The following is an 18705-nucleotide window of genomic DNA, read 5'->3' on the forward strand; positions in this document are numbered from 1 at the left end:
GGCCCCGACGGGGCCATGTCGCACCGCCAGGTGCTCGAATCCCTCAGCGGACTGCTGCTGGGCATGTTCGTCTCGATCCTCGCGGGCACGGTCGTGTCGACCTCGCTGCCGCTGATCATCTCCGACCTCAAGGGCGACCAGAACGCCTACACCTGGGTCGTCACCGCGACGCTGCTCGCGACCACCGTCTCCACCCCGCTCTGGGGCAAGTTCGCCGACCTCTTCAACCGCAAGCTGCTGATCCAGCTCGCGCTCGCGATCTTCGTGATCGGCTCGGCCGCGGCCGGGTTCTCGCAGGACACGAACATGCTGATCGTGTTCCGCGTCTTCCAGGGCCTCGGCGCCGGCGGACTCGCCGCGCTGAGCCAGATCATCATGGCCGACATCATCAGCCCCCGGGAGCGCGGCAAGTACGCCGGCCTCTTCGGCGGCGTGATGGCCATCGGCACCGTCGGCGGACCGCTGCTCGGCGGCGTCGTCACCGACGCGTTCGGCTGGCGCTGGAACTTCTTCATCGCGCTGCCCGTCGCGATCGTCGCGATCATCCTGCTCCAGGTGACGCTGCGCCTCCCCGCGCACCCCAAGCGCACCGTCAAGATCGACTACCTCGGCGCGGTCCTCATCGCCGGCGGCGTCTCGCTGCTGCTGATCTGGGTCTCGCTGGCCGGCAAGAACTTCGAGTGGGCCTCGTGGGAGACCGCGGTCATGGTCGGCGGCTCCGTCGTGCTGCTGGTCGCCGCGGTGATCACCGAGCTCACCGTCGCTGAGCCGATCATCCCGATGGGGATGTTCAAGAACCGCACCTTCAGCCTCGCCGTCGTGGCGAGCATCTCGGTCGGCGTCTCGATGTTCGGCGTCGCGGTGTTCCTCGCGCAGTACATGCAGCTCTCGCGCGGTGCCACGCCGACCCAGTCGGGACTGCTGACGATCCCGATGATGGCCGGACTGCTGATCGCGTCCACCATCTTCGGCGGGATCATCTCGCGCACCGGCAAGTGGAAGGCGATCATGGTGACCGGCGGCGTGCTCGCGGTCGTCGGCACCTTCCTCCTCAGCACCCTGCGCTACGACACGAACCTCGTGCTGGTGGGTGTCTTCATGGCGATCCTCGGCGCGGGCCTGGGCATGCTGATGCAGAACCTGGTGCTCGTCGTGCAGAACTCGATCGACATCAAGAACCTCGGCGTCGCGACCAGCGCGGTCACCTTCTTCCGCAGCCTCGGCGGCACCGTGGGCGTCTCGGTGCTGGGCTCGATGCTCGGCACGGTGATCGCCAATCACATCAAGACCGGTATCGCCGGCCTCGCGCCGGCCGACCAGGCGATCGCCGCCCAGGCGCTCGGCAGCGGCACGATCCCGCAGGTCAACACGCTCCCGGACGCCGTGCGCGTCGTGGTCGAGAGCGCCTACGGCATCGGCGTCGGCGACGTCTTCCTCTACAGCATCCCGCTCGCGGTCATCACGCTGATCGCGGTCCTGCTGCTGCCGAACGCGCCGCTCGGCACGATGAACGCCGTGCAGCGCAAGACGGAGCCCTCGGTCGTCGTCGCCGGCGCGGAGGACGCGCTGATCGCCGCCTCCGACGGCCAGGCGGGCCTGCGCCCGGTCGGGCAGCGCGTCCGGAGCGACAGCGCGGTGCACGCGGAGGACGCCGTCCACGACGACAGCGCGCACGGCCGCCACGCGGCTCCCGTCGCCCACGCCCGGCACGCCGCGACCACCACCGGCGCGATCGACGTGGCCGAGCGCCCCTGATGACCGCCGCACCGGCCGTCCCGACCGCCGCCCCGGCGAGCGCGCTGCTCCAGGTCGAGGAGCAGATCACCGCGCTCGCCGTGCAAGTCCGGACGGCCGTGCGCGACGCGGCGGCGAGCATCGACCCCGGGCTCCCGCCGTTCGGGCTGCGGCTGCTCCGGATGCTGGAGCGCTGCGGTCCCGTGCACTCGAGCGTCGCGGCCGAGCGCCTCGGCGTGGACCGCAGCGTGATCAGCCGGCAGATCCGCCAGCTCTGCGCGCTGGAGCTGGTCGGGACCGCCCCCGACCCGGCCGACGGCCGCGCCCGCTTCCTCACGCTCACCGAGCACGGCCGCGAGCGGATGGGCGACCTGGGTGGGCAGCAGCGCCAGCGGATGCAGGAGGCCCTGAGCAGCTGGCCCGAGGCCGATCTGCTCGCCTTCGCCGGCTACCTCGAGCGGCTCACGACCGCGGACTGACCCCGGTCGGCCCGTCGGCCGGCGACCCCACCAGCGCCGCCACGTGCACGACGAAGGCGCGGCGGCGCTCGCGGGTGCCGTCGCCCCCGCGCTGCGCGAACGGCGTCAGGTGCCAGATCTCGCAGAGCCCGAGCAGGGCGATGAAGAGGTCCTCCGCCGACCAGCTCGCGTCGACGATCCCGGCCTGCTGCCACTCGAGCACGCGGGCCTCCGGCGCGGGGCGGCTGCCGAGGCGCTCGCCCGCCTCCTCCCAGACGCCGCCGCCCTCGAGTCGTGCCCAGGTGAGCAGGCGGAGGAACTCGGGGCGGTCCCAGACGTGGTCGAACATCCGGCCGGCGAGGTCCGGCAGGTCGGCCGCCTCGGCGAGCAGCGTCGCGTCGAGCGCCTCCAGGGCGCCGACCACGGTCGAGACGAACAGGCCGCGCTTGCCGCCGTAGTAGGCGTACAGCCGCTCCTTGTTGAGGCCGGCCGCCGCGGCGACCCGGTCGACGCGGGCGCCGGCGAACCCGTGCTCGGCGAACTCGGCCGTCGCGGCGCGGAGGATGCGCTCGCGGGCGGGGACCGCCGCATCGTGCTCGATCTTCTTCTCGCTCACGCTCACACCTCCGGGCGCTCGAACTGTACACTCGTCGATGCCCAACCAACCAGTTGGGGTGGTTCAGCCCCAGAGACGCGGCTCGGATCCGGACCCGCCGGTCCCGCTCCCTCCGCTTCGAAAGGCTCAGCAATGCCCGCGCCCTCCTCCTCCCGCCGCTGGTGGGTCCTCGTGATCCTCGCGATGACCCAGCTCGTCGTCGTCCTCGACGGCACGATCGTCACCATCGCCCTGCCCGCCGCGCAGGCCGACCTCGGCCTGACCGACGTCGAGCGCCAGTGGGTCGTCACCGCCTACGCGCTCGCCTTCGGCGCCCTCCTCCTGCTCGGCGGCCGCATCGCCGACTACACGGGCCGCAAGCGCACCTACCTCATCGGCATGGTCGGCTTCGGTGCGGCCTCGGCCTGGGGCGGCGTCGCCTCCTCCGGCACCGAGCTGATCGCCGCCCGCGGTCTGCAGGGCGCCTTCGCCGCGCTGCTCGCCCCGGCCGCCCTCGCGCTGCTCACCGTCTCCTTCCCGGGCGGGCGCGAGCGCAACACCGCCTTCGCGGTCTTCGGCGCGGTCGCCGGAGCGGGCGCCGCGGTCGGCCTCGTCCTCGGCGGTCTGCTCACCGAGTTCGCCGACTGGCGCTGGTGCCTCCTGGTCAACGTCCCCGTCGTGCTGATCGGCGTCGTCGCCGGCGCCCTGCTGGTGACCGAGAGCCGTGCCGAGGGCCGCAACCGCTTCGACATCGCCGGCACGATCACCGTCGCGCTCGGCCTCGCGAGCCTCGTCTACGGCTTCACGCTCGCCGAGCAGGGCTGGCTCCGCGTCGACACCCTCGGCTTCCTGCTCGCCGGTGTCCTGCTGCTCGCGGTCTTCGTCCGCATCCAGGCCCGCTCCGACCACCCCCTGCTCCCGCTGCGCATCGTCACCGACCGCATCCGCGGCGGCGCGTTCCTGATCCAGGCGATCGTCGGCAGCGTCATGATCGGCTCGACCCTCTACCTGACGCTGCACCTGCAGCTCGTGCTCGGCCTCGCGCCGCTCGAGGCCGGCCTCGCCAATCTCCCGATGACCGTCACGATCATGATCGTCGCGGGCATCGCCACCAAGCTGCTGCCGACCGTCGGCCCGCGCCTGCTGATGATCGTCGGCCCGCTGATCGCGGCCGCCGGCCTGCTCTACCTCAGCCGCATCACCGCGGACGGCTCCTACCTCGTGCAGGTGCTGCCCGGCCTGATCCTGCTCGGCGTCGGCATGGCGATGATCTTCGTGCCCGTGCAGAACGTGGCGCTGACCGGGATCGCCGGCCACGACGCCGGTGCCGCGGGCGCGACCGCCAACGCCGCGATGCAGATCGGCGGCTCGATCGGCCTCTCCGTCTTCACCACGATCTACGCCGGAGTCGCGGGGGAGCAGTACTCGCCGGTCGCCTTCGTCGACGGCTACTCCGCGGTGTTCGTCGCGGCGGCCGTCGGGCTGGTGCTCGCCGCGGTCATCGCGTTCACGATGATCCGGATCAAGAGGGAGCAGTTCCTCGCGCAGGCTCCGCGGGAGGCCGTCGCGCACCTCGGCTGATTAGGCTGGAGAGGACATGCGCGCCCTCACCGACCAGCAGATCCGCGACTCCTTCGTGAACGCCTCACGCAAGGAGGTCGCGGATCTCTCGCTCCCCGCCGGCTTCGACGACCTCGACTGGGAGTCGTTCGACCATCTCGGCTGGCGCGACAGGAAGATCGGCCGCCGCGCCTACGTCGTCGTGCCGCTCGAGGACCGGCTGGTGGGCGTCCTGCTCCGCCAGGCCGACGCGAACCCGCGCTCGCGGGCGCAGTGCTCCTGGTGCCGCGACATCCGGCTGCCCAACGACGTGGTCTTCTTCGGCGCGAAGAAGGCCGGCCCGGCCGGGCGCGCGGGCGACACCCTCGGCACGCTGGTCTGCGCGGACTTCCAGTGCTCGGCCAACGTCCGCACCCGGCCCTCGGTCGCCTACGTCGGCTTCGACGTCGAGGCGGCGAAGGCCGAGCGGATCGCGATGCTGCGCGTGAAGACGACCGGCTTCGTCCGCGAGGTGCTCGGCGAGGGCTGAGCGGCCCCCGCCGTCCCAGTGCCGCCGGCTCAGCGCCGCGTCGACGCGCGGACGTGCATCCGCTCGCCCTGGCGCCCGAACAGGCTGAGGAACTCGACCTGCTGCTCGTCGGCCCGGCCGAACCAGTGCGGCACCCGGGTGTCGAACTCGGCGGCCTCGCCCGCGGGCAGGACGATGTCGTGCTCGCCCAGGCGCAGCCGGAGCCGGCCGCTCAGCACGTAGAGCCACTCGAAGCCCTCGTGGGTGCGCTGCTGCTCCGGCGCCGGGATCGGGCCGGCGGGGATCGTGGTCTTGAAGGCCTGCAGGGCGCCCGCGTCGCGGCTGAGCGGCTGGATCCGCATCCCGTGCCGGGTGAACGGCCGCCCGTGCACGCGCGGGTCCTCGGGCGCGGCGCCGACCAGCTCGTCGAGGGGCGTGCCGAGCGCGCGGGCGATCGGGAGCAGCAGCTCGAGCGTCGCGCGCCGGCCGCCGCTCTCCAGCCGGGAGAGGGTGCTCGCGGAGATGCCGGTCTCCGCGGCGAGCGAGGCGATCGTGCGGTCGCGGCGCAGGCGGAGGCGCTTGAGCCGCGGCCCGACGGCGGCGACGATCTCGTCGTCGGAGGGAGCGTCGGAGGGGGTGTCGTGCTCGGAGTGCTCGGGCATGCCCCGATCCTGGCACGCGGGCTGCGCGATCGTGCCGGAACGGCACGGATCCTCGACGGAGCGCCGCCGCCACCGGATGCTCGGGACATGACCGCTTCAGACCTCCCCGACGTCCTCATCGTCGGCGCCTCCTTCGCCGGACTCGCCGCCGCCACCGCCCTCGGCCGCAGCCTCCGCGACGTGCTCGTCGTCGACGGCGGGCCGCCCCGCAACGCGCCCTCGCCCGGCGCTCACAACGTGCTCACCCGCGACGGCACCGCGCCCGTCGAGCTCGCCCGCCTCGCCCGGATCGAGGCCGAGGGCTACGGAGCACGCGTCGTCCCGGGTCGGATCGTCAGCGCCTCGGCCGCCGACCTCGGCGTCACGGCCACCCTCGCCGACGGCACCGTGCTCCGCGCGCGCCGCCTGCTGCTCGCCAGCGGCTCCACCGATCGGCTGCCCGAGATCCCGGGGCTCGCCGAGCGCTGGGGCCGCGACGTGCTGCACTGCCCCTACTGCCACGGCTTCGAGGTGCGCGGGCGCCGGATCGCGGTGCTCGGCAGCGGCTTCTCCGGCCACCAGGCGCAGATGTTCCGCCAGCTCAGCGACTCGGTGTCGATCCTCACGAACGGCGTCTTCCAGCCCGGGGAGGAGGAGGCCGAGGGTCTCGCCGCCCGCGGTATCGAGCTGATCGACGGCGCCGTCACCGAGGTCCTCGTCGAGGACGACCGCCTGGTCGGCGTCGTCGTCGACGGCCGCCGGCTCGAGCTCGACGCGCTGGTCGTCGGCCCGCGCGTCGAGGGGAACCTGCCGGACGGCCTCGGCCTCGAGCTCGTCGACAACCCCTCCGGCGCCGCCCGGCACCTCACCGTCGACCCGATGGGCCGCACCACCGCGCCGCGGGTGTTCGCCGCCGGCTCGCTGGTGGAGCCGATGTCGCAGGTGATGGCGGCCGCAGCCGACGGCCTCCGGGTCGCCGCCGCGATCAACTACGACCTCATCGAGGAGGAGATCGCCGCCGCGGTCCGCGCCACGAGGGGCTGACCGGCGTTCGGGGTCGTCGCCCGGTGAATACTGGACCGATGACCCCGCCGCGCCCCCTCGAGCAGTCCTCCAAGCTCCGCAACGTCCTCTACGAGATCCGCGGCAAGGCACTCGTGGAGGCGTCGCGGCTGGAGAGCGAGGGGCACCGCATCCTCAAGCTGAACACCGGCAACCCGGCCGGCTTCGACTTCGAGGCGCCGCACCAGATCGTCCGCGACATGATCGCCGCGATGCCCAGCGCGCACGGCTACAGCGACAGCCGCGGGATCCTGTCGGCCCGCCTCGCGGTGACCTACCGCTACGAGGAGGTCCCCGGCTTCCCGCCGGTGGACCCCGAGTGGGTGTTCCTCGGCAACGGGGTGTCCGAGCTGATCACGATGACGCTGCAGGCGCTGCTCGACGACGGCGACGAGGTGCTCATCCCGGCGCCCGACTACCCGCTCTGGACGGCGATGACGAGCCTCGCCGGCGGGACCGCGGTCCACTACCGCTGCGCGGAGGACGACGGCTGGCAGCCCGATCTCGAGGACATCCGCTCGAAGATCACGGCGCGGACGAAGGCGATCGTCGTGATCAACCCCAACAACCCCACCGGCGCCGTCTACACCCGCGAGGTGCTCGAGGGGATCGTGGCGCTCGCCGAGGAGCACTCGCTGCTGCTGCTCGCCGACGAGATCTACGACCGGATCCTCTACGACGACGCGCAGCACATCCCGCTGGCGTCGCTCGCGCCGGACCAGCTCTGCCTCACCTTCAACGGCCTGTCCAAGACCTACCGCGTCGCGGGCTACCGCTCCGGCTGGCTCGCGATCACCGGGCCGCGCGAGCACGCCGCGGGGTTCCTCGAGGGGATCACCCTGCTCGCCTCGACCCGGCTCTGCCCCAACGTGCCGGGGCAGTACGCGGTGCAGGCGGCGCTCTCGGGCGTGCAGTCGATCGAGGCGCTGATCGCGCCGGGCGGGCGGCTGCGGCGCCAGCGCGACGCCGCCTGGAAGGGGCTGCAGGCGATCCCCGGCGTCTCCTGCGAGCTGCCGATGGGCGCGCTCTACGCGTTCCCGCGGCTCGATCCGGAGGTGCACGAGATCCGCGACGACGGGCGGCTCGTCTACGACCTGCTGCTCGCGGAGCACATCCTGCTGGTGCCCGGCACCGGCTTCAACTGGCCGACGCCCGACCACCTGCGGATCGTGACGCTGCCGGAGGAGCGGGTGATCTCGGAGGCGATCGAGCGGCTGGGGAACTTCCTGTCGTCGTACACGCAGTAGGCCGCCCGCCGCTCGGACCCCGCCGCTCGGCCCCTGCCGCTCAGACCCTGCGGTACTCCAGCTCCGGCCGCCCCGGCGAGCCGTAGCGCGGGGCGCGCTCGGCGACTCCGGAGTCGGCGAGGTGCTCGAGGTAGCGCCGCGCGGTGACCCGCGAGACGTCGAGCCGGGCGGCGAGCTCGCCCGCGGACAGGCCGACCGGGCCGAGCAGCGCGGTCACCGCGTCGAGCGTCTCGGCGGAGAGTCCCTTCGCCAGACCCGGAGCGTTGGACGTCCGCAGCGCCGCGAACGCGCCGTCGACCTCGTGCTGGCTGGCGACGTCGGCGCCGTGCATCCGCTCGCGGTACTGGCGGTAGCTGGCGAGCTTCGCCGCGAAGACGCTGAAGACGAACGGCTTGATCAGGTACTGCACGATCCCGGCGGCGACGGAGGCGCGCACCACCGCCGCGTCGCGCACGGCGGTGATCGCGATCACGTCGACGTCCAGGCCCGCGGTGCGCACGGCGCGGCAGAGGTGGAGCCCGCCCATGTCGGGCAGGTTCATGTCGAGCAGGATGAGCGCGATCGCGGGGTCGGCGCGAAGGGCGCGGATCGCCTCCGCCCCGCTGCCGGCGACGGCCGCGACCTCGAAGCCCTCGACGCGGCGGACGTAGTCGGCGTGCGCGCTCGCGGTCAGCGGCTCGTCCTCGACGACGAGGACGCGGATCGGCGCGGCGGGCGCCGGCGTGCTCATCGGGCGGCCCCGGCCGGGTCCCGCAGCGGCAGCTGCACCGTGAACACCGCGCCGACGTGGCGGGTCACCTCGATGCTCCCGCCGAGCCGCTGCACCACCTGCTGCACCAGCGCGAGGCCGATGCCGCGGCCGAACGCGTCCGACTCCTTCGTCGAGTAGCCGCGCGCGAAGACGTCGGCCGCCTCCGCGACGCCGGGTCCGCTGTCGGAGACCTGCAGCACCAGCTCGGCGCCCTCGGCTCCCGACGCCTCGGCCAGGCCGAGGTAGACCTCGACCCACGGCTCGCGGTCGGCGGCGGAGGAGGCGGCCGCGTCGAGCGCGTTGTCGATCAGGTTGCCGAGCACGGTCACCAGGTCGCCGGGCTCGAAGCCCTGCGCGCCCGGCTCGAGGTGCGTCTCGAGGTGCAGCTCGACCCCGCGCTCGCGGGCCTGAGCGGCCTTGCCGAGCAGCAGCGCGGCGATCACCGGCTCCTGCACCGAGCCGAGCACCCGGTCGGCGAGCCGCTGGCTGAGGTTCAGCTCGCCGGCCGCGAAGGCGAGCGCCTCCTCCGGCCGGCCGAGCTCGATCAGCGAGGCGATGGTGTGCAGGCGGTTGGAGAACTCGTGGGTCTGCGAGCGCAGCGCGTCCGAGAGGGTGCGCATCGACTCCAGCTCGCCGGACACCCGCTGCAGCTCGGTGCGGTCGCGGAGCGTCGTGACGGTGCCGAGCGGCCGGGCACCGGGGGAGGCGGCCGGTCGCTCGTTGACCACGAGGATCCGCTCGTGCGCCACGACCAGGCGGTCGGCGACCGGCTCGTCGGCCAGCAGCACGGCGCGCAGGGCGTCGGGGAGGTCGAGCTCGGCGACGGGCACCGGGATCGACACGCCCTCGAGCCCGAGCAGCTCGAGCGCGTGGTCGTTCGCGAGCACCAGCCGGCCGCGGTCGTCGACGAGGAGCAGCCCCTCGCGCACCGAGTGCAGCACCGACTCGTAGTAGGCGAAGACCTGGCTCATCTGCTCGGGCCCGCGGCCGCCCGTGACCCGGCGGAGGTAGCGGGCGAGCAGCCAGGAGCCGATGCCGCCGAGGGCCACCGCGCCGAGGACGCCGCCGGCCACGACCTGGAGCCGGGGGAGGAAGGAGGCGTCCACGCGGCTGAGGGTCACGCCGGCCGAGACCAGCGCGACGACGGTGCCGTCGGCGCTCTCGATCGGGGCGACGGCGCGCACCGAGGGGCCGAGGGTGCCGGTGTAGGTCTCGGTGAAGGTGCGGCCCTCGATCGCCGGCGCGATGGTGCCGATGAACGGCAGGCCGATCTGCGCGCGGTCGCGGTGGGTGTAGCGGGTGCGGTCGGGGTTCATGATCGTGAGGAAGTCGACGCCGGTGTCGGCCATGATCTCCTCCGCGTAGGGCTGGAGCGAGGCGGACGGGTCCGCGCCCTGCGCCGCGTCGAGGACGAACGGGTTGTCGGCGACCGTGCGCGCGACCACCAGGCTCCGCTGGGCCGCGTCGTCGCCGGCGCGCCCGCGGGCGTCGAACGCGAGGACCAGCACCGCGATCGCGCCGATCACGAGGATGCAGATCAGCTGCACGGCGAACAGCCGCGCGGCGATGCTGCCGCGGGGGCTCGTTCCGGGCATCCGACCTCCTCGTCCGCGACCTGGACCGCGATGTCCGTGAACAGCTCGGTGTCCGTGAACAGCTCGGTGTCCGTGAACAGTATGAACGCAACATCGGCCGGGCGGACCGCGGGGGCGAGCATCGTCTCACCCCCTCCCAGCTCGACGAAGAGACAGGACACGCGCATGGCGAAGACGCCCGGCGGCCCCGACCGGCCCCGCACCGACAGGCTCAGCCCCTCCCTCACCCCCGTGAAGACCCGCCGGCGGATCGACCGCAACCACTGGCTCTACATCGCCGTGATCATCGCGGTCGTCGCCGGCGTGATCGTCGGCCTCGTCGCCCCCGCGTTCGCCGCGACGCTCGAGCCCGTCGGCAAGGCGTTCGTGGGCCTCATCAAGATGATGATCGCGCCGATCATCTTCTGCACCATCGTGATCGGCATCGGCTCGATCGCCAAGGCCGCGACGGTCGGCAAGGTCGGCGGCCTCGCGCTCGGCTACTTCATCGTGATGTCGACCTTCGCGCTGGCCATCGGCCTGGTCGTCGGCAACATCCTGCACCCGGGCGAGGGCCTCGACATCTCGAGCGCCACCTACGACACCACCGACCTCAAGGCGGAGTCGACCAGCGACTTCATCCTCGGGATCATCCCGGTCTCGCTGTTCTCCTCGCTCGTGGACGGCAGCATCCTGCAGACGCTCTTCGTCGCCCTCCTGGTCGGCTTCGCGCTGCAGAAGATGGGCGCCAAGGGCCAGCCGATCCTCGGCGCGATCAAGCAGCTGCAGGTGCTGGTCTTCCGCATCCTCTCGATGGTGCTCTGGGTCGCCCCGATCGGCGCGTTCGGCGCGATCGCCGCGGTGGTCGGCAAGACCGGCTGGGGCGCGGTCGTCGCCCTCGCCACCCTGATGATCGGCTTCTACCTCACCTGCGCGATCTTCGTGGTCGTCGTCCTCGGCCTGCTGCTGCGCCTGGTCACCGGCGTCAGCATCTTCTCGCTGATGAAGTACCTGGCCCGCGAGTACCTGCTCATCGTCGGCACCTCCTCCTCCGAGGCCGCTCTGCCCCGCCTGATCGCCAAGATGGAGCACCTGGGCGTCTCCAAGCCCGTCGTCGGCATCACCGTCCCGACCGGCTACTCCTTCAACCTCGACGGCACCGCGATCTACCTGACGATGGCCTCGCTCTTCATCGCCTCGGCGACGGGCGCCCCGATGTCGATCCCGGAGCAGATCGGGCTCCTGCTCTTCATGATGGTCGCGTCCAAGGGCGCCGCGGGCGTCACCGGCGCCGGCCTCGCCACCCTGGCCGGCGGTCTGCAGTCCTTCCGTCCCGACCTGGTCAACGGCGTCGGCGTCATCGTCGGCATCGACCGCTTCATGTCGGAGGCCCGCGCGGTCACCAACTTCACCGGCAACGCGGTCGCCACCCTCCTCGTCGGCACCTGGACCAAGCAGATCGACATGGTGCAGGTCCGCGAGGTGCTCGGCGGCCGCGCCCCCTTCGACGAGGCCACCCTCGGCGCGGACGAGCACGAGGCCCCCGCCTCGGGCACCTCGATCACCGAGGGCATCGCCTCCATCCAGGACTCGGACGAGGCCGAGCGCACCCGCGCGGAGCTGAGCGCGAAGCGCTAGCCGGAGCGGCCACATGCTGGTCGAGCAGCCGCGGAGCGGCCCCCTCCTGCTGGTCGAGTAGCCCCGCAGGGGCGTATCGAGACCCACCGTCTGCACCACGGTGGATCTCGATACGCCCGCTTCGCGGGCTACTCGATCAGCATGAGGGGGCCCGCTGCGCGGGCGGCTCAGCATGAAGGGGCCCGCTGCGCGGGCGGCTCAGCATGAAGGTGGACCCGCTGCGCGGGCGGCTCGACGGCGGGGCGCCGCACAACATCAGCTGAGAAGGGTGGGCCTCCGCTGTCAGGGGATGCCCCCTCGTCTCAGCTGATGTTGTGCGGCCACATGCTGGTCGAGCAGCCGCGGAGCGGCGTATCGAGACCCGCCGTCCTCAGCAGGGCGGTCTGCAGACTCGTCCTGCTGGCGGTGGTGGATCTCGATGCGCCCGCTTCGCGGGCTACTCGATCAGCATGAAGGGGCCCGCTGCGCGTACGTCCACATGCTGGTCGGGGAGCCCCGGAGCGGCATGAGCGGTCAGCTGCGGCGGACGCCCAGCAGTGGCAGGGTCACCGCGCAGAGGGGGCCGATCAGCAGGGCGAAGGCGAGGGTGCCGAGGCCGACGTCGCCGCCGAGGGCCCAGCCGATCAGGAGCACGGTGAGCTCGACGCCGCCGCGGGCCGCCCAGATCGGCAGCCCGAGGCGGTTGTGCAGGCCGGTCATCAGCCCGTCGCGCGGGCCGGCGCCGAGGCGGGCGCCGATGTAGATCCCGCTCGCGACGGCCAGCAGCAGCAGGCCGCCGGCGAACAGCAGTGCCTTGCCCCACCACTCCGCGGGGACGGCGAGCAGCTCGATCCCGACGCCGATCGTCGTGCCGACCACCAGCACGTTCAGCACGGTGCCGAGGCCGGGTCGCTGCCGCAGCGGGATCCAGAGCAGCAGGACGAGCAGTCCGATCACGTTGGTGAGCAGTCCGATCCCCAGTCCGGTCTGGCGGGCGACGCCGAGGGCGAAGACGGTCCACGGGTCCACGCCGATCGACGCGCGGATCATCATCGCGTCGGCGAAGCCGTAGAGCACGAGCCCGACCAGCAGCCGCGGCACGGGTCGCAGCCGCCACTGGCTCGCCGGGGGAGCGGGGACGGCGAGGGGCGCGGTGATCGTCATGCCGAGAATCCCATCGCAGGAGTGGCCTTCTTCGCGCGGTCCAATCCGGCTATCTTGGACGCATGGCTGATGTCCACTTCGGCGTACGCGCCCTGCAGACCCTCCTCGGCGACTGGCGCGAGCAGCGCGGCACCCGCCCCGCGTACCTCGCCCTCGCCGACCGCATCCGCCTGCTCAGCATCGACGGCCGCATCCCGACGGACAGCCGGCTCCCCGCCGAGCGCGAGCTGTCGGCGCGGCTCGGCGTGAGCCGCACCACCGTGGCCGCCGCCTACCGCGAGCTGCGCGACAGCGGCTACCTCGTCAGCGTCCGCGGCTCCGGCAGCGCGACCCGCCTCCCCGGCGCCGCGGTGCACGCCGTGCCGACCCTCGCGCCCGACTTCGTCGACTTCACCAAGGCGGCGCTGCCCGCGGTGCCCGAGCTCGCCGAGGCCTACGCCCGTGCCGCGCGCCTCGCGCCGGAGTACTTCGAGGACGGCTCCTACGACACCGTCGGCCTGCCGCTGCTGCGCCGCGCGATCGCCGAGCGCTACACCCGCCGCGGCCTGCGCACGGAGCCCGGCCAGATCATGGTGACGATCGGCGCTCAGCACGCGATCGCGCTCGTCGCGCGCACCCTGCTCGCCCGCGGCGACCGCGCCCTGATCGAGGCGCCGACCTACCCGCACGCCTACGAGGCGCTCCGGCTCGCCGGCGCCCGGCTGGTGCCGGTCAACGTGGACGGCGCCGACGGCTGGGACGGCGAGGGCCTGATCGCGGCGATCCGCGGCACCAGCCCGACGCTCGCCTACCTGATGCCCGACTTCCACAACCCGACCGGCCGCTCGATGGCCGTCGACCTGCGCGAGCGCGCGATCGCGGCCGCCGCGCGCCAGGGCACGCTGATCATCGCCGACGAGACCACCGCCGAGCTCGACATCGACCGGCGGATGTCGCCGCTGCCGTTCGCGTCCTACGGTCCCGAGGGCACGGTGATCTCGATCGGCTCGGTCGGCAAGACGCTCTGGGGCGGCATCCGGATCGGCTGGATCCGCGCCGAGCGGAGCGTCATCCGCAAGCTCGTCGCCGCGCGCTCGGCCGGCGACCTCGGCAGCCCGATCGTCGAGCAGCTCCTGGTCGCCGACATGCTCGGCCGGATGGACGGCGTGCTGGAGCTGCGCCGCGAGCAGCTGCGGGCCGGCCGCGACCACCTCGAGGCGGCGCTCGCCCGCGCGATCCCGGAGTGGAGCGTGCCGCGGGTCTCCGGCGGCCTCTCCACCTGGGTCGGCCTCGGCCGCCCGGCCAGCTCGCAGCTGGCGCTCGCTGCCCGCACCTCGGGCCTGCTGATCACCGCCGGCCCGCGCTTCGGGATCGACGGCGCCTTCGAGCGCTTCCTGCGCATCCCGATCGGCTACTCGCCGGAGATCACCGATCGGGCCGTGGACGCGCTCGCCGTCGCCTGGAGCCAAGTCGCGCGCCACCCGGCGGCCGACACCGGCTACCTCGCCGACGTCGTCTGATCCTCCAGGTCCTCCCGGAGGGGGACGAATACTCAGCCAGCTGATGGAAGACTCACGGCGTGCATCTCCTCGCGGTCCTCAGCATGAAGAACCGGGCGCTCATCGCGCTCGTCACGGTCGTCATCGCCGTCTTCGGCGGCGTCGCCCTCACCGGGCTGAAGCAGGAGCTCGCGCCGTCGATCTCCTTCCCGCAGCTGGCGGTGATCTCGAGCTACCCGGGTGCCGCTCCGGAGGTGGTCAACGACGACGTCTCGACGCCGATCGAGACCGCCATCCAGGGCGTTCCCGGGCTCGAGACGACCAGCGCGACCTCGTCCACGAACTCGTCGCTGATCTCCGCCTCCTTCGCCTACGGCACCGATCTGGCGACCGCCGAGCAGAAGATCCTGCAGGCGATCAACCGGATCAAGAGCACGCTCCCGGACGGCGTCGACCCGCAGGTGGTGACCGGCTCGTTCGACGACCTGCCGGTGCTGCAGCTCGCCGTCTCCAGCGACGGCGACGCGAAGGCGCTCGCCGACCGCCTGCGCACGAGCGTCATCCCGGACCTGGAGAAGGTGGACGGCGTCCGCGAGGTCGCGCTGGTCGGCGAGAGCGCCCAGCGCGTCACGATCACCCCGGACGACGCGGCGCTCAACGCCGCCGGCCTCTCGACCGCCGACATCCGCACCGCGCTGCAGCAGAACGGCGTGCTGGTCGCCGGCGGCGAGATCACCCAGGACGGCAGCACCTTCTCGGTGCAGTCCGGCGTCAAGCTCGACTCGACCGACGCGATCGCGGCGCTGCCGCTGATCCCGTCCGCGAGCGCCGCGGCCCTCGCTCCCACGGCGCCCGCCACCGCCCCCACCCTCGGCTCCGTCGCCACCGTCGCCGTCACCGACGCCCCGATCACCTCGATCTCGCGGGTGAACGGCCAGCCGGCGCTGACCCTCTCGATCACCAAGCTCCCCGCGGCGAACACCGTCGAGGTCTCCACCGGCGTCACGGCGCTGCTGCCGGATCTCGAGGCGTCCCTCGGCGAGAACGCGACCTTCACCTCGGTCTTCGACCAGGCCCCCTACATCCAGGACTCGATCGAGTCGCTCGCGCAGGAGGGGGCGCTCGGCCTCGTCTTCGCGGTGCTCGTGATCCTGCTGTTCCTGCTCTCGGTGCGCTCGACGCTGGTCACCGCGATCTCGATCCCGACCTCGGTCCTGATCACCTTCATCGGCCTGCAGACCGCGGGCTACACGCTCAACATCCTCACCCTGGGCGCGCTGACGATCGCGATCGGCCGCGTGGTCGACGACTCCATCGTCGTGATCGAGAACATCAAGCGGCACCTCGACGCGGGGGAGGAGCGCGCGGCGACCATCGCGGTCGCGGTGCGCGAGGTCGCGGGCGCGATCACCGCCTCGACGATCACCACGGTCGCCGTGTTCCTGCCGATCTCGTTCGTCGGCGGCACGACCGGCGAGCTGTTCCGGCCGTTCGCGCTGACGGTGTCGATCGCGCTGCTCGCCTCGCTGCTCGTCGCGCTGACGATCGTGCCGGTGCTGGCGTACTGGTTCCTCCGGCCCTCGAAGCGCCCCGGTGTCCGCGAGGCGGCCCAGGCGGCGCTCGCCGAGGAGCGCGGCGCAGCGGGCGAGACGGTGGCTGCGGTTCCCGAGGCCGAGCCCGAGCACGCCCGCCACAGCGCCCGCTCCACTCCCCGCCGCGCGGCCGGCCTGCAGCGGGTCTACGGCCCCGTGATCGCCTGGACCCTCCAGCACTCCGTCGCGACCGTCCTGCTCGCGCTGCTGGTGCTCGTCGGCACCGGCGCGCTCTACCCGCTGATGAAGACGAACTTCCTCGGCGCGAGCGGTCAGAACACCTTCACCGTCACCCAGACCGTGCCCGACGGCCAGAGCCTGGACGCGCAGGACGCGACCGCGCAGCAGGCCAGCGCGGCGATCCTCGAGGTCGGCGGCGTGCAGACCGTGCAGCTCTCGATCGGCTCGGCGGGCGGCGGGCTGCAGAGCGCGTTCGGCGGCGGAGGCGGCGGCACCTCGATCCGCTACGCCGTCACCACCGACGAGTCGGCCGACCAGGAGACCGTGCAGGCCGACGTCCGCACGGCGCTCGGCTCGGTCGCCTCGGCCGACGACATCAGCGTCGCCGCCTCGTCCGGCTTCGGCGCCTCCTCGAACATCGAGGTCGACCTCTCCACCGCCTCGCAGAGCGACCTGCAGAGCGCGAACGACGCGCTGCTCACGGCGCTGCGCGGCACCGACGGGATCAGCCAGGCCGAGAGCAACCTCTCCTCCTCGCTGCCCTACATCGCGGTGCGGGTCGACCGCGCCGCGGCCGCCGACGCCGGGCTCACCGAGGTCGCGGTCGGCACGCTGGTCAGCCAGGCGCTGCAGCCGACGCAGACGGGCAGCGTCGTGATCGACGACCGCACGCTCTCCGTCTACCTCGCCGACGCGCAGCCGCCGGCCACCCTCGACGAGCTGTCGGCCCTCGAGATCCCGACGCGCACCGGCACGGTGCCGCTCTCCTCGCTCGCCGTCGTCGAGCAGACCGACGGGCCCGCGAGCATCACCACCGAGCGCGGGCAGCGCACCGCCACCATCACGGTGACCCCGGAGGGCGACGATCTCGCCTCGGCGAACGTCGCGGTGCAGAGCGCGATCGACGACACGGAGCTGCCGGCCGGCGTCACCGCCTCGCTCGGCGGCGTCACGGCCGACCAGAGCGACGCCTTCTCGCAGCTCGGGATCGCGCTGCTGGTGGCGATCCTGATCGTCTACGTCGTGATGGTCGCCACGTTCCGCTCGCTCCTGCAGCCGCTGCTGCTGCTGGTGTCGGTGCCGTTCGCGGCGACCGGCGCGATCCTGCTGCAGGTGCTCACCGGCGTGCCGCTCGGCGTGCCCTCGCTGATCGGCGTGCTGATGCTGATCGGCATCGTGGTCACCAACGCGATCGTGCTGATCGACCTGGTGAACCAGTACCGCGAGCGGGGGATGCCCGTGCGCGAGGCGCTGCTGCACGGCACCGAGCGGCGGCTCCGGCCGATCCTGATGACGGCGCTCGCGACGATCTTCGCGCTGCTGCCGATGGCGCTCGGCATCACCGGCCACGGCGGCTTCATCTCGCAGCCGCTCGCGATCGTCGTGATCGGCGGCCTGGTGTCCTCGACGGTGCTCACGCTGGTGGTGCTGCCGGTCGTCTACAACCTGGTCGAGGGGTATCGTGAGCGGCGGCGTGCCGCCCGCGCCGGAGAGGCGTCGGCATGAGCGACACAGGATTCAGCACCCCGGCAGTGGAGACCACGGCCGCGGAGGTCGTCGCCGCGGCCCCCGAGACGATCGGCTCCCGCTGGACGAGCGGCCCGGACCGCGCCGCCCGCGCGATCGCCGAGGTCGGCCCCGAGCGCTTCGTCGCCGCGGACCACCGGCCCGGGATCATTCGACACATCGTGCTGTTCCGCTTCCGCCCGACGGCGCTCGTCGCCGAGGTGGACGGCGTGATCGCAGCGTTCCTCGCCCTCGGCGAGGAGTGCCTGCGCGACGGCCGCCCGTACATCGTCTCGATCGAGAACGGTCCGCAGCTCAGCACCGAGGGCGCGGGCGAGGGCTTCGACCGCGCGTTCCTGCTGACCTTCGCGTCCGAGGGCGACCTCAACTACTACATCGGCCGCCCGGCGGTCGACGGCCCCGGCCTGTTCGATCCCGCGCACGACGCCTTCAAGGGCCTCGTCGGCCCGCTGCTCGACACGGCCGGGGTGGTCGCCTTCGACTTCCGTCCCGAGCCGTTCGACGCCGGCGCGCTCGCGGGCTAGGCGCGGGAGCGCGCGCGATGGCGACCCCCGACTTCGTCCTCCGGCTCCGCGAGCAGGTGGGCACCGAGCTGCTCTGGCTGACCGGCGTCACCGCGGTGATCGTCCGCGAGGAGCCGGTCCGCCAGGTCCTCCTGGTCCGGCGCGCCGACACCGGCGCCTGGACCGCGGTCACCGGCATCATCGACCCCGGCGAGACGGTCGCCGGCACCGCGCGGCGCGAGGCGCTGGAGGAGGCGGGCGTCGAGATCGAGGTCGAGCGCGTCGTCTGGCTGCACACCCTGCCGCCGATGGAGTACTCCAACGGCGACCGCGCTCAGTACCTCGACCACGTGCTGCGCGCCCGCTACCTCTCGGGCGAGGCGCACGTCGCCGACGACGAGTCGAGCGAGGTCGGCTGGTTCGCGCCGGACGCGCTGCCGCCGATGAGCGCCGATCACCGCGAGCGGATCAGCCGCGCGCTGTCCGACGAGACGGCCTGCGCCTTCGACTGAGC

16 protein-coding genes are annotated in these 18705 nt (G+C 72.9%); 11 read left to right on the top strand and 5 right to left on the bottom strand.

All coding sequences use genetic code 11. From position 1 onward, the window contains the following. Window positions 1-15 precede the first annotated feature (15 nt). Both EDF45_RS02945 and EDF45_RS02950 read left to right on the top strand, forming a co-directional pair. Window positions 16-1755 (top strand): MDR family MFS transporter, encoded by a 1740-nt coding sequence (locus EDF45_RS02945; protein WP_123734913.1) that lies wholly within the window; start codon window positions 16-18, stop codon window positions 1753-1755. Then, complete coding sequence (locus EDF45_RS02950; protein WP_123444897.1) at window positions 1755-2213, top strand: MarR family winged helix-turn-helix transcriptional regulator; 459 nt, start codon at window positions 1755-1757, stop codon at window positions 2211-2213. The genes EDF45_RS02945 and EDF45_RS02950 overlap by 1 nt, the downstream gene beginning before the upstream one ends. Here EDF45_RS02950 and EDF45_RS02955 read toward each other — a convergent pair. Beyond that, on the bottom strand, window positions 2197-2808 hold the full coding sequence (locus EDF45_RS02955) for a TetR family transcriptional regulator (RefSeq protein WP_185020073.1): 612 nt from the start codon (window positions 2806-2808) through the stop codon (window positions 2197-2199). The two genes, EDF45_RS02950 and EDF45_RS02955, sit on opposite strands and share 17 nt — an antisense overlap. A gap of 132 nt (window positions 2809-2940) precedes the next feature. On the opposite strand from EDF45_RS02955, the gene EDF45_RS02960 reads away from it, so the two are divergent. Next, window positions 2941-4368, top strand: coding sequence for an MFS transporter (locus tag EDF45_RS02960; RefSeq protein ID WP_123734915.1), 1428 nt, complete (start codon window positions 2941-2943; stop codon window positions 4366-4368). Window positions 4369-4384: 16 nt separating this feature from the next. Next, window positions 4385-4876, top strand: a complete 492-nt coding sequence (locus tag EDF45_RS02965) for an FBP domain-containing protein (protein WP_123734916.1) — start codon at window positions 4385-4387, stop codon at window positions 4874-4876. A gap of 29 nt (window positions 4877-4905) precedes the next feature. Here EDF45_RS02965 and EDF45_RS02970 read toward each other — a convergent pair whose 3' ends face one another. Further along, the gene (locus EDF45_RS02970) at window positions 4906-5517 is read right to left on the bottom strand and encodes a helix-turn-helix domain-containing protein (RefSeq protein ID WP_123734917.1); all 612 of its coding nucleotides are present in this window, start codon (window positions 5515-5517) and stop codon (window positions 4906-4908) included. An 87-nt stretch (window positions 5518-5604) separates the two neighbouring features. Here EDF45_RS02970 and EDF45_RS02975 point away from each other — a divergent pair, with 87 nt between their 5' ends. Both EDF45_RS02975 and EDF45_RS02980 read left to right on the top strand, forming a co-directional pair. Then, window positions 5605-6540: an NAD(P)/FAD-dependent oxidoreductase gene (locus EDF45_RS02975; RefSeq protein WP_123734918.1), complete on the top strand. Its 936-nt coding sequence runs from the start codon at window positions 5605-5607 to the stop codon at window positions 6538-6540. 38 nt (window positions 6541-6578) lie between these two features. After that, on the top strand, window positions 6579-7805 hold the full coding sequence (locus EDF45_RS02980; protein WP_123733405.1) for a pyridoxal phosphate-dependent aminotransferase: 1227 nt from the start codon (window positions 6579-6581) through the stop codon (window positions 7803-7805). A gap of 40 nt (window positions 7806-7845) precedes the next feature. Here EDF45_RS02980 and EDF45_RS02985 read toward each other — a convergent pair whose 3' ends face one another. Both EDF45_RS02985 and EDF45_RS02990 read right to left on the bottom strand, forming a co-directional pair. Continuing rightward, a complete protein-coding gene (locus EDF45_RS02985; protein ID WP_123734919.1) occupies window positions 7846-8535 on the bottom strand; it encodes a response regulator in 690 nt (229 codons plus the stop codon). Further along, window positions 8532-10151 carry a sensor histidine kinase gene (locus EDF45_RS02990; RefSeq protein WP_123734920.1) on the bottom strand — a complete coding sequence of 540 codons (1620 nt, stop codon included), beginning with the start codon at window positions 10149-10151 and terminating at the stop codon, window positions 8532-8534. The genes EDF45_RS02985 and EDF45_RS02990 overlap by 4 nt, the downstream gene beginning before the upstream one ends. A gap of 165 nt (window positions 10152-10316) precedes the next feature. Here EDF45_RS02990 and EDF45_RS03000 point away from each other — a divergent pair, with 165 nt between their 5' ends. Further along, window positions 10317-11768 (top strand): cation:dicarboxylate symporter family transporter, encoded by a 1452-nt coding sequence (locus EDF45_RS03000; protein ID WP_123734922.1) that lies wholly within the window; start codon window positions 10317-10319, stop codon window positions 11766-11768. 513 nt (window positions 11769-12281) lie between these two features. On the opposite strand, the gene EDF45_RS03005 is transcribed toward EDF45_RS03000, so the two are convergent. Beyond that, the gene (locus EDF45_RS03005; RefSeq protein WP_308197687.1) at window positions 12282-12911 is read right to left on the bottom strand and encodes a YitT family protein; all 630 of its coding nucleotides are present in this window, start codon (window positions 12909-12911) and stop codon (window positions 12282-12284) included. Between the two features lie 62 nt (window positions 12912-12973). Here EDF45_RS03005 and EDF45_RS03010 point away from each other — a divergent pair, with 62 nt between their 5' ends. Genes EDF45_RS03010 through EDF45_RS03025 form a run of 4 tightly spaced genes read left to right on the top strand, consistent with a single transcriptional unit; the run spans window position 12974 to window position 18703 of the window. Next, window positions 12974-14410 (top strand): PLP-dependent aminotransferase family protein, encoded by a 1437-nt coding sequence (locus EDF45_RS03010; protein ID WP_123734923.1) that lies wholly within the window; start codon window positions 12974-12976, stop codon window positions 14408-14410. 59 nt (window positions 14411-14469) lie between these two features. After that, on the top strand, window positions 14470-17667 hold the full coding sequence (locus tag EDF45_RS03015) for an efflux RND transporter permease subunit (protein ID WP_123734924.1): 3198 nt from the start codon (window positions 14470-14472) through the stop codon (window positions 17665-17667). Then, a complete protein-coding gene (locus EDF45_RS03020) occupies window positions 17664-18212 on the top strand; it encodes a Dabb family protein (RefSeq protein WP_123734925.1) in 549 nt (182 codons plus the stop codon). Before EDF45_RS03015 ends, EDF45_RS03020 begins: the two co-directional genes overlap by 4 nt. A 17-nt stretch (window positions 18213-18229) precedes the next feature. Further along, window positions 18230-18703: an NUDIX domain-containing protein gene (locus tag EDF45_RS03025; RefSeq protein WP_123734926.1), complete on the top strand. Its 474-nt coding sequence runs from the start codon at window positions 18230-18232 to the stop codon at window positions 18701-18703. Window positions 18704-18705: the final 2 nt, after the last annotated feature.

Origin of the sequence: Rathayibacter sp. PhB186 (assembly GCF_003751825.1) — a bacterium.
Lineage (GTDB): Bacteria > Actinomycetota > Actinomycetes > Actinomycetales > Microbacteriaceae > Rathayibacter > Rathayibacter festucae.

What these genes read in the sequence shown, in the direction of transcription:
- EDF45_RS02965 (WP_123734916.1), top strand. Translation starts at nt 4,385, where the DNA reads ATGCGCGCCCTCACCGACCAGCAGATCCGCGACTCCTTCGTGAACGCC.
- EDF45_RS02990 (WP_123734920.1), bottom strand. Translation starts at nt 10,151, where the DNA reads ATGCCCGGAACGAGCCCCCGCGGCAGCATCGCCGCGCGGCTGTTCGCC.
- EDF45_RS02945 (WP_123734913.1), top strand. Translation starts at nt 16, where the DNA reads ATGTCGCACCGCCAGGTGCTCGAATCCCTCAGCGGACTGCTGCTGGGC.
- EDF45_RS03000 (WP_123734922.1), top strand. Translation starts at nt 10,317, where the DNA reads ATGGCGAAGACGCCCGGCGGCCCCGACCGGCCCCGCACCGACAGGCTC.
- EDF45_RS02960 (WP_123734915.1), top strand. Translation starts at nt 2,941, where the DNA reads ATGCCCGCGCCCTCCTCCTCCCGCCGCTGGTGGGTCCTCGTGATCCTC.
- EDF45_RS02950 (WP_123444897.1), top strand. Translation starts at nt 1,755, where the DNA reads ATGACCGCCGCACCGGCCGTCCCGACCGCCGCCCCGGCGAGCGCGCTG.
- EDF45_RS02970 (WP_123734917.1), bottom strand. Translation starts at nt 5,517, where the DNA reads ATGCCCGAGCACTCCGAGCACGACACCCCCTCCGACGCTCCCTCCGAC.
- EDF45_RS02975 (WP_123734918.1), top strand. Translation starts at nt 5,605, where the DNA reads ATGACCGCTTCAGACCTCCCCGACGTCCTCATCGTCGGCGCCTCCTTC.
- EDF45_RS03005 (WP_308197687.1), bottom strand. Translation starts at nt 12,911, where the DNA reads ATGACGATCACCGCGCCCCTCGCCGTCCCCGCTCCCCCGGCGAGCCAG.
- EDF45_RS03025 (WP_123734926.1), top strand. Translation starts at nt 18,230, where the DNA reads ATGGCGACCCCCGACTTCGTCCTCCGGCTCCGCGAGCAGGTGGGCACC.
- EDF45_RS03020 (WP_123734925.1), top strand. Translation starts at nt 17,664, where the DNA reads ATGAGCGACACAGGATTCAGCACCCCGGCAGTGGAGACCACGGCCGCG.
- EDF45_RS02985 (WP_123734919.1), bottom strand. Translation starts at nt 8,535, where the DNA reads ATGAGCACGCCGGCGCCCGCCGCGCCGATCCGCGTCCTCGTCGTCGAG.
- EDF45_RS02980 (WP_123733405.1), top strand. Translation starts at nt 6,579, where the DNA reads ATGACCCCGCCGCGCCCCCTCGAGCAGTCCTCCAAGCTCCGCAACGTC.
- EDF45_RS03010 (WP_123734923.1), top strand. Translation starts at nt 12,974, where the DNA reads ATGGCTGATGTCCACTTCGGCGTACGCGCCCTGCAGACCCTCCTCGGC.